Origin of the sequence: Bradyrhizobium archetypum (assembly GCF_013114835.1) — a bacterium.
Lineage (GTDB): Bacteria > Pseudomonadota > Alphaproteobacteria > Rhizobiales > Xanthobacteraceae > Bradyrhizobium > Bradyrhizobium archetypum.
On the sequence record NZ_JAAVLW010000019.1, the window covers coordinates 12651 to 28539 of the forward strand.

At 59.2% G+C, this 15889-nt stretch carries 6 protein-coding genes and 12 pseudogenes; 9 read left to right on the forward strand and 9 right to left on the reverse strand.

Translation table 11 applies throughout. The features are described from left to right. Positions 1–14: 14 nt before the first annotated feature. The 3 pseudogenes from HCN50_RS34910 to HCN50_RS32330 form a co-directional block, all read right to left on the reverse strand. A pseudogene (locus HCN50_RS34910) lies at positions 15–392 on the reverse strand (CoA transferase); the annotation flags it as partial. Between the two features lie 271 nt (positions 393–663). Continuing rightward, positions 664–997 (reverse strand): annotated as a pseudogene (locus HCN50_RS34915) (CoA transferase). Next, a pseudogene (locus tag HCN50_RS32330) lies at positions 969–1505 on the reverse strand (acyl-CoA dehydrogenase family protein); the annotation flags it as partial. The pseudogenes HCN50_RS32330 and HCN50_RS34915, both read right to left, overlap by 29 nt. Positions 1506–2195: 690 nt before the next feature. Between HCN50_RS32330 and HCN50_RS32335 the strand changes: the two are divergent. The 3 pseudogenes from HCN50_RS32335 to HCN50_RS32345 all read left to right on the forward strand — a co-directional run. After that, positions 2196–2426, forward strand: a pseudogene (locus HCN50_RS32335) (oligopeptide/dipeptide ABC transporter ATP-binding protein); the annotation flags it as partial. Continuing rightward, positions 2423–3134, forward strand: a pseudogene (locus HCN50_RS34030) (ABC transporter ATP-binding protein); the annotation flags it as partial. The pseudogenes HCN50_RS32335 and HCN50_RS34030, both read left to right, overlap by 4 nt. A gap of 83 nt (positions 3135–3217) precedes the next feature. After that, positions 3218–4178: pseudogene (locus HCN50_RS32345) on the forward strand (IS481 family transposase). 271 nt (positions 4179–4449) lie between these two features. On the opposite strand, the pseudogene HCN50_RS34920 reads toward HCN50_RS32345, so the two are convergent. Beyond that, positions 4450–4596, reverse strand: a pseudogene (locus HCN50_RS34920) (LysR family transcriptional regulator); the annotation flags it as partial. 151 nt (positions 4597–4747) lie between these two features. Here HCN50_RS34920 and HCN50_RS32355 point away from each other — a divergent pair. Beyond that, positions 4748–4977 (forward strand): annotated as a pseudogene (locus tag HCN50_RS32355) (integrase core domain-containing protein); the annotation flags it as partial. Between the two features lie 108 nt (positions 4978–5085). Here HCN50_RS32355 and HCN50_RS32360 read toward each other — a convergent pair. Next, complete coding sequence (locus HCN50_RS32360; protein ID WP_171713919.1) at positions 5086–6261, reverse strand: M24 family metallopeptidase; 1176 nt, start codon at positions 6259–6261, stop codon at positions 5086–5088. Between the two features lie 274 nt (positions 6262–6535). Then, the gene (locus HCN50_RS32365; protein WP_235977361.1) at positions 6536–7234 is read right to left on the reverse strand and encodes an aspartate/glutamate racemase family protein; all 699 of its coding nucleotides are present in this window, start codon (positions 7232–7234) and stop codon (positions 6536–6538) included. A gap of 609 nt (positions 7235–7843) precedes the next feature. Between HCN50_RS32365 and HCN50_RS32370 the strand changes: the two genes are divergently transcribed. The 4 genes and pseudogenes from HCN50_RS32370 to HCN50_RS32385 all read left to right on the forward strand — a co-directional run. Beyond that, entirely contained in the window at positions 7844–8194 is a 351-nt protein-coding gene (locus tag HCN50_RS32370) for a hypothetical protein (protein ID WP_171713920.1), read from the forward strand. Positions 8195–9148: 954 nt separating this feature from the next. Further along, positions 9149–10132: a hydroxyectoine utilization dehydratase EutB gene (eutB, locus tag HCN50_RS32375; RefSeq protein WP_171713921.1), complete on the forward strand. Its 984-nt coding sequence runs from the start codon at positions 9149–9151 to the stop codon at positions 10130–10132. Further along, positions 10132–11124 (forward strand): ectoine utilization protein EutC, encoded by a 993-nt coding sequence (gene eutC, locus HCN50_RS32380; protein WP_171713922.1) that lies wholly within the window; start codon positions 10132–10134, stop codon positions 11122–11124. The genes eutB and eutC overlap by 1 nt, the downstream gene beginning before the upstream one ends. A gap of 604 nt (positions 11125–11728) precedes the next feature. After that, positions 11729–12070 (forward strand): annotated as a pseudogene (locus HCN50_RS32385) (IS66 family transposase); the annotation flags it as partial. 316 nt (positions 12071–12386) lie between these two features. Here HCN50_RS32385 and HCN50_RS32390 read toward each other — a convergent pair. Next, positions 12387–13550, reverse strand: coding sequence for a M20 aminoacylase family protein (locus tag HCN50_RS32390; RefSeq protein ID WP_171713924.1), 1164 nt, complete (start codon positions 13548–13550; stop codon positions 12387–12389). A 584-nt stretch (positions 13551–14134) separates the two neighbouring features. Next, positions 14135–14408: pseudogene (locus tag HCN50_RS32395) on the reverse strand (integrase core domain-containing protein); the annotation flags it as partial. A 79-nt stretch (positions 14409–14487) separates the two neighbouring features. Between HCN50_RS32395 and HCN50_RS32400 the strand changes: the two are divergent. Further along, a pseudogene (locus HCN50_RS32400) lies at positions 14488–15508 on the forward strand (IS110 family RNA-guided transposase). A gap of 258 nt (positions 15509–15766) precedes the next feature. On the opposite strand, the pseudogene HCN50_RS32405 reads toward HCN50_RS32400, so the two are convergent. Beyond that, positions 15767–15889, reverse strand: a pseudogene (locus tag HCN50_RS32405) (integrase core domain-containing protein); the annotation flags it as partial.

Genomic DNA, 15889 nt, shown 5'->3' on the forward strand with positions numbered 1-15889 from the left:
TTTCAGTTTCTAGATTAGAGTCTTGCCCGAAGTCTGCCTCGGGGTCCTTCGCCTCTGCGTTGGGCGCGGAGGTTTTCTGCGGTGGCCGGTGTGCGCGCGATCTTGATCGATGAAGCGATGCCGCGGTAGTGGCCGATCCAAAGGATCATTCCTCGGGCAATGGTATGGTGGTCTAGTAAGGCCTCTCCCGCATCGAGCGCCGGGCCGCAAGGGACGCCGTGCCGACTTACCGTTTCCGATAATGGCGCGTGGTGCAATGCCAATGCTTGGTCGAGAGTTCTTTCGAGTCTCCTGCCTATTTTGCACGCGCGTTGCATTTGTGTGGAAACAAGGGTCGTCCGGCAATTTTGATGGCACCGACAATTTGCCCACAGCCGCTTGAACTGACTGTCGTTTCCTACCGCCGGAAAATGATCCCGCTACCAGTCGCGAAATTTGTAGGGCGCAACATTTAGGTGCGCATTGCCAGTGCGGCCGGGAGTTTTTTTCGGAGACACACAAGTTCGCTAGATGCAGATGAAGGTTTGAAAGAGCACAACCATCGAGAGCGGCTTCGACAAACTGACCGCGACGCTTTTCCCAGCATTCCCCCGAGAGGACCGTTATCGCTGTAATCCGATACGCGACAGTGGATCAGGCGGGGGAAATGTCCCCCTCATGTTGCTACTCACTCAAGCCCCACTTCTCCAGAGTGCCCGGCTTGTAGTTCTCGACGAGAACGTCCGCTTTCTCGATCAGCCCAACAGCGCCGCCTGGCCTTCGGGGTTCGACAAGTTCAACGCGATGCTGCGCTTGTTGCGATTGACTCCGCGATAATACGCGGCGACGCCATCCACAAAGGGCAGTCCCCAACCGCGCGTTTCATCCCCTCCGGAGGCTCCATCTTCAGAACGCCCGCGCCGTCCTCCCCAAGGATCTGGCTGCAGTAGGGTCCTCCGAGCACCCGCCAGAGGTCAACGACTCTAAGCCTAGAAAGCGAGCCCGACGGTTGCGACATGGCTTGCTTTCCTCAATAAGACCCTCGGCAGGCCGAGCACCTTCTCGGCGATGAAGCAGAGAGCACGAACTGCGGGCTGATCGGCGCGATGCGCGGATCATGACCTCGCGCAGATAGCGCTTGACGTGGAATTCCTTGGCATAGCCTAAGCCGCCATGGGTCATCACCGCCGGCTGACTGGCATCGAAGCCCGCTTCGCCCGCGAGATGATTGGCGGCGTTGGCGCTTGGACAGGAGGGCAAGGCGGCATCGTATTCCCAGGCCGCGCGCATCACCATCAGCCAGGCGGCCCCGAGCTGCATCCAGTTGCTGGCGAGCGGATGCTAGATCGCCTGGTTCTGACCGATCGGACGATTGAAGACGACGCCCTCCTTGGCATAGGCGGTGGCCCGGCGAGCGCGAGGTGTCCGAGGCCGACCGGCCCCGAGGCGATAAGCACGCGCTCGGGATTCATCCCGTGCAGAACGTACTCGAAGCCGCGCCCCTCCTCGCCGATGCGGTCCTCGATCATCATGCGCGGCCATTTTCCGGCCGCGGGGCGGGAGTCGGGCTTTTTCAAAAGGACTCCCGACCGAGACCGAGCCTACAACGAGCAAATCTCAAGCGGTGTCGCGGCACGTCGGTTCAAGAATGTGATATACTGCTTCGTAAACGGATCACGTCAATGACAGCTTACAAGATGCCCGAGCTTCCGCGAGCCTGAAGAGAGGTACGCTACGCCTACGCGTACGATTTGTCCGCTGACTCGCAGTGGTAGCTATCACCGGGCACCCTTCCCTCTTTGAGACGAAGCTAAGCGCCTTAGTCCTTCCCGCAGTCGTCCCTGAGGCATATCCTCGATATTGGTGGGCCTACAGACCTCCGATGTCGGCGGCGTCATTGGCAGATCCGAGCTTCCCCGCCTCACAACGACAGCCAGACGAGGTCAGGTTGACCGTTCGCTAATCGAAATCATGAAACCCGTAGGAATGAGCCTGGCCTGCTGAAATCACTGTTTCATCACCCTGAGGCCTTCTGGAGGCTAGCGTCAGAACAGCCCTACCGACAGTAAAGCTGAGACGCACGACTATTAGGCGAGCTCTGCGCGCTATTCTGAGGGTGCAAGCAACCCCAGTGTGGCCAAGGCAGAGCTGCACCTCACCACGCCCCCTTTGACATGCATGTCAAGCAGCTGGCGACGCAAATCGGATTGCCGCTCTTTACGCAAGGGCTGATCCGCTCGATCCCGCGCATCGATCTTGAAAGCGAGCACAAGAAGCGGCTGGAAGCGATCGGCGGTTCGGTGCCGATCCTGATCAATCCGCCGGTGGGCTGCCGTTTTGCGCCGCAGTGCCGCTTTGCCATGAACATCTACACCGAGAAGGAGCCGCTCTTGCGCGAGGTCGTACCCGGCCATCGCATGGCCTGTCATCTGGGAGACGCGTCATGAGTGAGCGCTTGCTGCGTGTCTCCAACCTGAAGAAGCATTTTCCGGTGCTGGGCGGCCTGTTGTCGCGCCATCGGCAGCGTCTATGCGATGGACGGCGTGTCGTTCTCCGTCAATCGCGGCGAGACGCTCGATCTCGTCGGCGAGTCCGGCTGCGGCAAGTCGAGCACGGGGCGCTGCGTGCTGCGCCTGGTCGAGCCGACCGACGGCGGTCATCTTCGACGGGTAGGACGTGCGCAAGCTCGGCGGCAACGATCTGCGCGCTATGCGGCGGAACATGCAGCTCGTGTTCCAGGATCCGTTCGCCTCCCTTAATCCACGCATGACGGACGGCGCGATCCTGGGCGAAGCATTTACCATCCACAATCTCGCGTCCTCCGCGAAGGAGCGTGAGGAGCGCGTGGCGGGCCTTCTGGTGAAGGTGGGGCTGGAGGCGGAGCACATGCGTCGCTACCCGCACGAATTCTCGGGCGGTCAGCGCCCGCGCATCGTGATCGCACGCGCGCTTGCGGTCGAGCCGAAGCTGATCGTCTGCGACGAGCCGGTGTCAGCGCTCGACGTCTCGATCCAGGCGCAGGTTACAACCTCATGGAAGACCTCCAGGCCGAGCTGAACCTCAGCTATCTCTTCGTCGCGCACGATCTCTCGGTGGTCGAGCACGTCTCCGACTGCGTCGCGGTGATGTATCTCGGCCGCATCGTCGAGCTAGCTGTGAGCTTTCAGGAGGTTGTCCATTCGGCCCTGACCGAGGAAGCTGAGGTTGCTGAAGCTTCCGATTCCGAGGGGAGAACCGAATGGGCACCCATAAGAATGCGCCTCTGACGCCGAAAGGTCGAGAGGCGATGGTGCGGAGCGTCATCGAAGGTGGCCTGACCCACGCCGCAGCCGCGCTGAAATTTGAGGTTTCGGCGAAGACGGTGGCCAAATGGGTCAAGCGCTTCCGCGCGGAAGGCGTGAGTGGTTTGCCGGATTGCTCCTCAAGGCCCCTTTCATCGCCAAGCCAAACCCAGCCTGCCACATGCGCCGCAGTCGAGGCTTTGCGCCGGCATCGCCACACCGGCAAGCAGATCGCGGCCGAGGTCGGGATCTCTCCGGCGACCGTCAGCCGCATCCTGCGTCGGCTCGGGCTAAACAGGCTCGCCGCGTTGGAGCCCGCCGAGCCGATCCGCCGCTATGAGCGCGAGCACCCTGGCGAGCTTATCCATCTCGATATCAAAAAACTCGGCCGGATCGGCTCGGTGGGACATCGCATCACCGGGCGGTATCCTGGCGCGATCAACCGCCACCATGGCATCGGCTGGGAGTTCGTCCATGTCTGCATCTATGATGCTTCGCGCGTCGCCTCCGTGCAGGTCATGCCCGATCAACGCAAGGAAAGTGCTGTAGCTTTCCTTGAGGCCGCCGTCGCTTATTTCACCAGGCTCGGAGTCCGTGTCGAGCGTGTGATGACCGACAATGGCTCGTGCTACCGCTCAAAGAGCTTTCGAGCAGCTTGCAAACGCCTCGGCCTTTGCCAAATCTTTACTAGGCCCTATACGCCCAAGACCAACGGCAAGGCCGAGCGCTTCATCCAAACCGCGCTTCGCGAATGGGGCTTATGCGCAGGCCTACCAGAACTCAGACCAGCGCACGGCCGAACTGCCCAACTGGCTCCATCGCTACAATTGGCACCGGCCGCATGGTAGCCTGAAGGCCAACACACCCATCAGCAGACTCGGTTTAGCCGGGAACAACCTCTTGAGGCTCCACAGCTAGCGCAGGCGAGCGACCTCTACCGCAACCCGCAGCATCCCTATCCCCAGGCGCGGCTCTCGGCCGTGCCGGTGCCCGACTCCAAATTGAAGCGCAAGCGCAACGGCATCCGTCTCAAAGGCGATGTGCCGAGCCCGATGAAGCCGCCGAAAGGTGCCACTTCCACACCCGCTGCCCGATCGCCGAAGAGCGCTGCCGCCAAAGCGCTCCCGAGCTGCGGCACGGAAGCGACGGCTATTTCGTGGCGTGTCATCTGGCGTAGCGGCGCTAGCGCCGGCGCATGCAGGCGGCCCGCAACGTCGGGACGGCACACCGGCGACAGCGGCGCTGAGAGCAGATGGATGGCTTCGGTGCCGTGCCATGAGCCGTCGCCGAAGCGAAGCGCGAGGTCGAGCCCGTCGCCTGCGATGGCGACACGGTTGCACCTCGGACTCGACGACGATCTCCGCCCACTCACTCCAGATGCGCGCTAAACTCCTTGTGCGGGTGGCACGAGTTTCGGCTTGTCCGTGCCGCCTTCCTTTTCCAGTTCGGCTTCAATGGCCGCCACGCTGGTGGCGATCACGTCAAATACGAAGGCGATCCAGCCGCGCGTTGCGCTCGGAATGCTGTCGCGCCGATTACAACGATGTACGACCACACTCGCGGTTCGGATGGAAGACGTCGTCCGAGTTCGCCTTCACCTCCAATCCGCGCCCGGGATCTGGCGCTGTGCTGTGCCGAGGGCTCCGCGCCAGCTCCCGTCGCTACCACCGCCCAACGTGGCAAATCCAGCGGCCAAGGCGAACTTAGAACTGGATAATAATTGGGGCAAGGTCACCAGGGATTATAAAGGGTAGGCAAGCAAGAAAAAACGGTCCCTATGAACAGCGACCGTCGAAATTAAAGTTCGACCAATATCTTCACACGATCATTTGATAAACAACTTCCGTGCCAGTTGGCTTAGCGGTTCGTGGCCATCTTCTGTCACAGCGAACGACTGCGTAATCGTGATGCCGTCATTCTTCAGCCAAAGACCTGACATCATATGGAAGCACATTCCTGCCTGAAGCACGGTCTTGTCGCCCTTCCGAAGGCTGACCGTTTTCTCACCAACCGCGGGCGGATAACCTAACCCAATGGAGTAACCGAGCCGCGAGTCCTTCTCAAATCCATGTTTAGCAAGTGTATTTGCAAAGGCGGCGTGAACCTGCTCGGAGGTAACCCCTGGACGAACTGCTCCCAGACCGGCATTGACGCCTTCGACAACGACGTCTGCAAGCTTTTGATACTGGGGGCTTGGCTTTCCGACTACAATAGTTCGCGCAAGGTTGACCTGGTAGCGAAGGCGATTGCCGAAGAGTTCGAGATTGACGATTGTGGAGGCGGCCAAAGGCTTGTCGGTAAAGTGCGCATGCGGCGCGAGGGCTCTCTCGCCAACACACAAATGCGGTGGAGCGCAGGAGTAAGTTCCTCCAAAGTCCGGGGTACCCTTCATCATTTGATGGTAGACCTCGGCAGCGATATCGCATTCGCGAACGCCCGGCTCGATGAAGTCGATTGCCCTTTGCATCATGGCATCGGCGATCTGTCCGGCTTGCCGCATAAGCGTGATCTCTGCGGGACTTTTTATCAGGCGGATCCAGTTAACGAGGAGATCGGCGTCAATAAACGTGGCCTCCGGCAACGCCTCGACGAGATCCGCGTGGGCACGGGCCGAATAATAGTAACCCGCCATCTCGATACCAATTCGCGCGCTTTCGCCAACGATTTCCTTTACCACTTCAGCCACATACGCATAAGGACTCAGCGCTGAGTGGACGTAAGCATCTGGAAACGATCGAATGTTCGCATCCGCGAGATAAGTCGTCATTAACGCGGAAATTCGGTCCATTCCACGGCCGATCCAGATCGGCTCCTCGTGGTCGAGCGCTACCATGACCATTTGAGGTACGTAAAAGGAATATGCATCGTATCCAGTCAGATAATTGCCATTAGCAGGCTCCGACAGGAGGATGACGTCGATTCCTCGTTTTGACATCTCCTTTTTTACAGCCGAGACCCGCTGATCAAACTCGGCGCGCTCGAAATGAATTTCCTTTTCCATTGACCTATTCTCCAGGTGATGCCGGACAACTCTTCGTTGCTTTAGCGTATTGGCAAACCGCTCGCATGGCTTCTGCTGGTTGAAAGGGCTTCCTCGATTCTGATCCGGCACCGACTGATGAAGCGGCGATCGACCAACAGGGCTCTTGGATATATCGGAGCTTCCTTCGACCGAACTAGCGCATCGTTAGAGCTGACTTGAGGAGAGGCCTTGGCCTTCTGATTGAGGCCGCGTCTCATGCCATATCATATCTTACTCAGCTTACGGCTCTTACTCAGCTTACGGCGACCGAAGCCATGGTCATGCGACAAAGGTCAGTAATATCATAGACGGGAATCCGACTCTGGCTACGGATCGAAGCTGTGACCGACGGAAACGCCGCGCACTCAAACAAGATCGCTGCGATTTCTGGATTGGAGTGACGTAACCGTGTAATACAGGCCGCAACGTCGATTTCGATCGAGTGCACATCTATTGGAGGCGGCGGCGTCTTCAGTTCGTCGTGCCAAAATTTACCGCCTTCGATCCCGCCAACTACAATTCTGCTACGGTCGCCTGGAGATTCGAGGTCAAACAAATCCTCGCCGCAATGTCTTGAGTCATATGTCAGAACTGCGATCTTTGCTTTTGTCGGAAGTTGTCGTAGCAACAACGGCAGCAGTAGCAAATTTGACGTCACGACCGGCACGGGAACAGCTTGTGACAATGCTCTCTGGTGCCGTATCGAAAAGCCGCATGTTGAGCTTATGGCTACAGCACCTCGATCGACTAACCTATGGGCTGCAGCGACGAATGCTGGTTCTAAAGTGGCATCGCCTTTAACGACCCGCTCGACGCCAGCCCCTATCGCAACCTCTGAAATAATCGGGAATTCAAAGGTCGCCGGATTCAGTATTGAGCCAGGTGGAGGATCTGCTGCAGGAGTACCCGGAGGCAGGCCTCGGTCCAGACGGAGAATTCCTAACGTGTTCATTTTGGGGCTCTTCATACAGAAAGCGTATGCGGATTGCCGGTCGGGATTGCGTTCTTCTTGCCCATTTTTCGCCCCGACGCGACTCGTTTCGGCTGAAGCGTGCAGTTTATCGGCGCTGCCCAATATTTAGAGAACCTATAACTTACTAAGCCGCGCAGTCGATATCACCGCCGACGATAGACAGATCGAGTTCCGCACCTACGACCGCGGCTTCGCCCGGGACCAGGTCGCCCCGATCTATTGCACGTTCGCTGGCTCGACAAGGACGACCACAACCAGACCGGTGGCCAAGGAATTGGTGCGCAGTCACCGTTCATCTTTTCACGGTGATCACCGGCCTAGGCGGGACTCTCTCGACATTTTCGCTCTTCACCCCCGATCGCCTGCCTCAGCACCGGTATGTGGTAGGCCGCCCGTGTGAGGACGAGGGCATCTGCGTGATCATTCTGCTGAAGACGCCGAACCTCGGGCTACGATGCGCTCCCACATCCTGCACGTCGACGAAGACGCCGCGATGGACGTCCGGATCAACGGGGATCGAACGTCATGGTGTTCGAGAACACGGATCTCAGCTCGAACGTCTCACCGTGATGCCAGTCAACATCCTCTATGGCTGAGTCATCTATTCGTTCGAGCACGCCTTCGATTTACACCCTGCACAAGGAGCTCGCGCGGCTGCCTTTGCTCGGCGGCCGCGGCGATGAGGTGACGATCTCGATCAGCACCTTCTTCGACACTCGCCACTGCCCTGTCGCGCTAAAGCCTCTCGTTCACCACAAGTCCATCCAGGTTCTTGTCCAACGCTTCCCGAAATCCGTCGAGCTCCTGAACACTGCACGGGGTTCCGCAAGCAAGGCTTTCCTGGCGGCCAATAACATCATCAATATGGACCAAGCATGTGGGGATGTGCAAAGGCCGCAGTGGCTTCGCGATGCCGAGCCACACAGACCCATGCTCTAAGCTATTCCTGAACCTCGATCTCAAAAACTGGTCATCGGCGGTCACGGACAATCAAGCCGGAATGCTCGCCTTCGCCGACACGACGAAATCCCAGATCGCCTGGCGGCAGGTGAAACGCTTCGCATAAAGCCCTAGGCTGTTTCACGCCGCCAGACCCGCTCGCATCCTCGGTCCGTATGCCCGAGAGTTCGAGTCGTGAAGCCCTCAACCTTGTCATTCGACGTCCCGAGGCACGCCCATCTCACGACCGGCGGAGTTCGGCGCCATCACGATCTCTACCGTCGACGGTCTCTGATCCCGCCAGATGATCGCAGAAAGCCTTTGGATTTAATCGAATACGCGCAGAATTTCTGCCCCAATAGGGGGCACATCAGAGAATTTGGCTTTAAACCGCGTGATATGCTTAGTTGATGACATCGCAAACTTCACTCGCTCACGGAGTTCTGGCCCTCGAACACCGGGTTCCGCCTAGCGCCACACCGCCATCGCCAGGCTCGATGCCAATTTCGGCTAACTTCTTTCTTAACGGTCTTAGATTCCGTCGCGGGAGCCTGGGTGCAGGATGTCGCTTACAGCGATCGCAGAGCCGCCAAGCGCCACGTCGAGCGAGGCGCTGTCGCGATAAGCAAGGACAGCGGCTTTTGTGTCAGAAATCAGCCGGCTGTGAGCCGTGGCGATGTCGAGCCTGCTCCTGTTTTGGGATCGGTCCGCCAGCTACTGCCCCCACCAAGACTCTGATCTCCAACTCGACGCGTTGCATTACGGCGAAGATTTGCCCGGCGCCTCCGCACCTAACATCCAGATACGGCGGGCATCTGTTCGAATGTGCTGCGTTCCCAATCGCGCGACAATCCGTCCTGTCGGGAAGCTGTCCGTCTAGGATATCGAGGGCCTCTACCAGATGACCATACGTCTAACGTCTGATGGCGTCGTTGTTTGACTTGAGGAGTTACTATGATCGATCTTGAGATTATTCGGGATGCGCGAAAGCGCATCTCCAGTCACATCCTCTCAACGCCACTCGTCCACTCGCCGTCGCTATCACATGTTTGCGGCACTACGGTGGGCTTGAAGCTTGAGCATCATCAAACCACGGGCAGCTTCAAGTTGCGCGGTGCGACCAATGCGATCCTCCAACTCACTGAAGCCGATCGGGCACGGGGGGTGATTGCAGTCTCGACCGGCAATCATGGTCGAGCACTCTCTTATGCAGCTCGGGCGGTGGGGTCGCGCGCGACCATCTGCATGTCGCGACTGGTGCCGGAAAACAAAGTCTCGGAAATCCGGCATCTCGGCGCGGATGTACGAATCATTGGCGGCTCACAGGACGAAGCGCAGCAGGAGGTTGACCGCCTCGTGGCTAACGGACTCGTAATGGTACCGCCCTTCGATCATCCGGACATAGTCGCCGGTCAGGGGACAATCGGGCTTGAAATCGTTGAAGCGGTGCCGAATGTCGCCACCGTGATCGTGGGCCTCTCCGGCGGCGGGTTGGCGGCTGGCGTGGCAGCAGCGGTCAAGGGCATGCGGCCTTGTGCGAAGGTTGTAGGGGTTACTATGGAAAGGGGCGCGGCGATGAAGGCGAGCCTCGACGCCGGAAAGCCTGTGCAAGTGGAGGAGTTTCCAAGCCTTGCCGACGCTCTCGGCGGTGGCATCGGTTTGGACAACAAGCTGACATTTCCGATGTGTCGGGCCCTGCTTGATGACGTCGTCTTGCTAACCGATAGCGAGATCGCTGCCGGCATTCGTCATGCTTACGAGCAAGAGCGCGAAATCGTCGAAGGTGCGGGCGCTGTCGGCATCGCGGCGCTGCTCGCCCGCAAAGTGGCAGGATTGCGGGGGCCGGTAGTGCTCGTGCTCTCAGGACGCAATATCGACATCGAGCTGCATCGACGCGTGATAAATGGGGTAAAGAATCCGTTGGGCGAGATGGTCTGATGCCAATAGTAAAAATTCTGACAGAGCGCGAGCTTAGGCAAATCGTGCCGCTCGACATTGGGGCGGTACAATGCGTCGAGAATGCTTTCCATTCGCTCGCCACCAAGACCGTGGCGATGCCCCCTATCCTGCGGCTCGACGTTCCCGAACATCGGGGCGAGGTGGACGTCAAGACGGCATACGCGCCGGGCCTCGACGGCTTTGCCGTTAAGATCAGCCCTGGCTTTTTTAACAATCCGAACGTCGGTTTGCCAAGCACCGGCGGCGTCATGGTGCTGCTTTCCAGCAAAACTGGTTTAGTGCAAGCGCTGTTGCTGGACAACGGTTATTTGACCAATGTGCGAACGGCCGCCGGAGGCGCAGTTGCCGCAAAGTATCTCGCCCGAACGGACGCTTCCGTGGCTGCAGTCTTTGGTGCCGGGATTCAGGCGAGGTTGCAGCTACAGGCGCTCGCGCTGGTCCGGCCAATCCGTGAGGCCCGCATCTGGGCGCGCAATGTCTTCAAAGCGGAAGCGGTTGCGAAGGAACTCTCGGCGGAACTGGGCTTTTCCATAATCGCATGTGCGGAACCGATAAAGGCGGTGGCCGGCTCACATGTGATTGTCACAACAACTCCGGCCGATCAACCGATCCTGAGGGCGGAATGGCTGGAACCCGGACAGCACGTCACCGCGATGGGATCTGACGCCGAACACAAAAATGAGGTCGAGCCGGCCGCGATCGTCCAGGCGGATCTCTATGTCGCCGACAGTCTCACGCAGACGCGATGCCTTGGCGAACTTCACCATGCCATTGCCGAAGGCGCCGTTGCGGGCGATGCAAGCTTTCCGGAACTTGGAGAGATCATTGCCGGGTCAAAAACGGGCCGCACGAGCGAGGTGCAAATCACCATCGCCGATCTCACCGGCACCGGCATTCAGGACACCGCAATCGCCTGGCTTGCCTTCGTACGGGCGGAGGCCGCAGGAGCGGGCTCGGCACTCGAAAACTGAACAAACCGCGCGCGTCAGTCGCGCGCGGTCTCGCATAGACTCCATGACACAGACTCGCGGCCAATCGCTTAATTCTCCTCGCACAGCCAGTAAATGCGGGGCCAAGAGATCCCGCGCCCAGTCAGGCCGGGTCCTACGGCGAACTCACGCTCGACGGCGTGTGCCGAGGGCAGCGTCCTCGGCGTCGGAACGCGCCGCTTCACCGACGAATTCACTGGTTGCCGAACTGTTGCTTAAGGACGTATCTCCTTTGGCAAAGAGCGCGCAACGCACCGTGGATCAGAAGCCTATCGAAGAGACGTTGCGGGGGTCTGCGTTGGCCGCGGGATCAATATTCGCCACGTCGCTCTAAATCATTTCCTTCGGCAGGCGTTAAAGAGAACAGCGTCGGCTACATCTAGGCCGCGCACAACGAAGCAAAGTCGGAACGATGTTTAAGCCAGGCACGAGACGGCACGGTGGTCCCACTGGTTGACGAGACTTCACGTTCGACGGGTCGGGCGGAAAATCCACCACTCGCGGCAGGAAATTGGTCCTCGTCGTTTATGACTTCCATTTCAGAGGAACACCCGACCTGGAAGCCGACGGGGTCAACGTAATAAGTCTGCAGGTTGATGGCTATGCAGGTGCAGGCCGAGCGCGATGCCGTGAGCCTTGCCTTCCGCTGGACCCCGTCCGGCGCAAGTTCTATGGGCTCGCCCGGTCCGGTCCCGCGCCGATCGCTGCCGGGGCGCTCACGCGCATCGCCGAGCTCTACAAGATCCAAGGCGAGATCCGCGGCCGTTCCCTTGAGGAGCGCCGCGTCGTCCGCGGCAGCCGCCTGCTCGTCGAGGCGCTCGAACCTTGGCCGCGCGACCAGCTCGCCCTCGTCAGCCAAAACAGCAAGCTGGCGGAGGCCGTTCGCTAGGCGCTCTCGCGCTGGACGGGCCGCTGTCGCTTCCTCGACTAGGGCCGCGTTGAGATCGACTCTATCTACCATCGCCGAGCGCATCATCCGCATAGCTCGGCCCATGTGCATACCGAAATGCATGCCGCACCGGTCCTTTCGGCGGAATTGCCCAAGCCGGTGAGCACCTCTTCCATGTGTTGCCGCCCGTGGCGCGCTCGTCGTCCATCGCGATCCGCAAGCGGCCCTGCGGATCATGTCGCTTGCGCACTACGTGGCCGACGAAATCCTGTAAGCGCGGACGACGTTCCTGCGCACGGCAGTGGCGCGAGCGGCTCAACATCGTGATCGCCGGCCAGTTCCGGCCCACCAAACTTCAGGTCGCCAGCGCGATTTCGACGAGATTCACCCAATAGCCGATGCCATAAGGCAGGGCATCGTCGTTGAAATCATATGCCGGGTTGTGCACGCTAGCGGTCGGTCCATTGCCAAGAAAAATGTAGGCGCCCGGCCGAGCCTCAAGCATATAGGCAAAATCTTCCGATCCCATCCGAGGTTTGATGTTTTGGTCCACGGAGGCGGCCCCCACGAGATTACGGGCCGCCTTGATCGCGAGATTGGTCCCCTCTGTATGGTTGAAGGTGACAGGGTCGTGTCGACGGTATTTCAATTCGGCCCCCCCCCCAAATCCGCGCGCAATGCCTTGCGCGGCTGCCAGAATATGCCGTTCGGCGAAGTCCCGGAGGGCGGGCTCGTGGGTCCTGACGGTGCCAGTCATTTCAACCTGATTGGGAATAATGTTGAAAGCGTTAGCGGCTTTCAACATGGTCACGGAGATCACAAGCGATTCAATCGGGTTCGTGTTGCGCGAGACCAAAGTTTGCAGGCCGACGATGATCTGTGCCGCAATGACAACTGGATCGATGGCCTCATTCGGCCTGGCCGCATGGCCGCCCTTGCCATTCACAATGAGGTCGAACTCGTCAAGTGAGGCGAGCATCGGACCATGACGAATGCCGAACTTGCCCACCTCCATACCCGGCGAGTTGTGCATGCCAAAAACTTGGGAGATGTTGAAACGATCCATGATACCCTCCTGGACCATCCTCAAGCCGCCCAGCGCTCCTTCTTCCGCAGGTTGAAAGATCAAAGCAACGGAGCCCTTGAACTCGCGCGTACTCGCCAGATACTTTGCGGCGCCCAGCAGCATGGCGGTGTGACCGTCATGGCCGCATGCGTGCATCTTACCGGGTATTTTCGATGACCAAGGCTTGTTTGACGCTTCAACTATTGGCAAGGCGTCCATGTCCGCCCTCAACCCGATCGTGGGCCCCTCTCCGCCTTCGCCCTGGATCAACGCAACGATACCGGTTTCGGCTATCCCCGTTTCGATGTGGTTGACACCGAACGAAGCCAGCTTTTCGGTCACGAACCTGGCTGTGTTGTGCACCTGATAGTCGAGCTCAGGATTTTCGTGGAGATAGCGGCGCCACTCGGTTGCTTCGCGCTGCAGATCCTGGAAAGTTTCAATGCCATGCATGTCTGCTCTCAACTTTACGAATCACGCCCTCGGAAATGGGATGCCGATTTGAGGGATCGCTGAGACTGCCGCGGCCATTCGTCATCTCCTTTGGGCTCGGCAAACATTTAGACTTGCAACTGCTGTCGTATTGCGCGTTTTTTGGGTTGGTGCCGCAGTGTTGCTGCGTCTTGCCAGATAATGTGCGGGAAAGCAGCGAACGTCGAGCTTTGGCCATGGGCTAGGTCACGGCCGGATGGGCAGTGTGATCTACACCGAATTGGTCCACCTTGAAGTATATCTTTTGGCAGACAGCGAAGAAGCGCCAAAATCCCGAAGAGATCGTCGCTAAGCTGCGACAGGTCGATGCGCCGGTCTCCTAGGGCAATCCGTTGCCAATGCGATCTGTTCGATTATCGTGACGGTGGTTAGATATTACCTCCACAGGCGACTCTCCCGTTGCAAGTAGGCGGCGATCTGTTTTCGTGTCGATCGTAAACATCGATGGCGTTACCCGATAGGTTGGCGCGCCCAAATCTTGGGTGTGTTGACTGCGACCATTCCGTATTCGTAGCCTATCGACTACGCGTGACATTGCCCCCAAGTTAATATCCAGTCCTGAGTTCGCCCGAGCTGTTGGATTTGCCGGGTTGGGCGGTGGTAGCGACGGCAGCTGGCGCAGAGCCCTCGGCACAGCGCAGCGCCAAATCCCGGCGCGGATGGCAGTTGAAGGCGAACTGGGATGGCGTCTTCCATCCGAGCCGCGAGTCTGGTCGTGCATCGCTGTAATCGGCGCGACAGCATTCCGAGCGCAATGCGAGGCTGGATCATCGACGTGAACAGCGTCTCGTTCAACAGTTCATCCCGCAGCGGGCCGTTGATGGGGAAGACGGCCCCGCTCCCTCAGCGCCAGCGATATACTGGCGATGGACTAACCGCTAACAGGAGCAATTCACCAATGGAAGTCGCGACAATTGGATTGGACATTTCGAAGCACGTCTTTCACATCCATGCAGTTGATGGCCAAGGCCAAGTGGCTGGTCGCCAACGCCTCCGGCGAGGCGAGATCGTGTCGTTCTTCGCCTCGCTCGCACCTTGCTTAGTCGGCATTGAGGCCTGCGCGACTGCTCACCACTGGGCGCGGGAGATTCGGCAGTTCGGACATGACGTGAGATTGATCCCGCCAGCCTATGTTAAACCTTACGTACGAAGAGGAGCCAAGAATGACGCCGCTGACGCGGCCGCGATCTGCGAAGCGGTCACCCGTCCCAATATGCGGTTCGTTCCAATCAAGAGCGTCGAGAACCAGGGCTTCTTGATGCTTCATCGTGCAAGAGGCTTGTTGGTCCGCCAACGCACCATGACAGCCTGCGCCATTCGGGCTCACTTTGCTGGTTCGGAATCATTATCGGGCAAGGCCGGCAACGGGTGGAGGGTCTGGTGGACTTGTTGGATGACGAGGAACTGACGCTACCGGCCCACGCCCGCATTGCACTAGCCGTGCTTGTGAACCAACTGAAGGAATTGGACCGGCAGGTCGAGGCCATCGAGCGCGAGCTAGCTCAGATCCAGCGAGTAAATCCGATGGCGAAGTTGCTGTCCTCGATTCCCGGGATCGGTCCCATAACGGCCACGGCTCTCGCTGCGACCGTGCCGGACGCGACCATGTTCCGCTCCGGGCGGGAGTCGCGGCCTGGCTGGGCCTGACGCCTAAGCAGAATTCCACCGGCGGGAAGGATCGGCTCGGCCGGATTACGAAACAGGGCGATTCCTATCTCAGGCACTTGCTTGTCATCGGAGCACGTAACGTCGTTCGGTACCCAAAGGCACGCTCCCGGGTTGGAGGCGGCTGGATCGAAGCCCTGCTTGAACGGCGTCGGCCCATGATTGTCGCCATCGCCGTTGCCAACAAGTTGGCCCGGATCGTCTGGGCGATGATGACGACCGGGGAATTCTATCGGCCTAAGCTCGCGGCCTGACTTTCCGCGTATGTTGGCCACCTTATGGTGTGAGGGCAAATGACAGCATGATGGGCACCGGCGGAGCTGGGGATCGAGCAAGTCCGAAGAGCTTTCAGCGCAACAAGCGCGACCCGTTGATGAGGCCTCGATCCGCGATCTCCATCAGGGCCAGCGGCCATGGCATCGGTCGCACTAACAGGCCGTATACATGAACGCACCCGACCGGTATCCAAAGTGCTGCTGAAATCCCTTGCATCCGCGGGGCCGTCTATACATGAAGCTCTCGATGAAGGCGTTCTGCATGGGCTTGCCCGGCGCGATGTACTGCCAGGCGACGCGGCTCTGATCGGCCCATGTTAGGATGGCGTTGCTGGTGAGCTCGCTGCCGTTGTCGCTGAC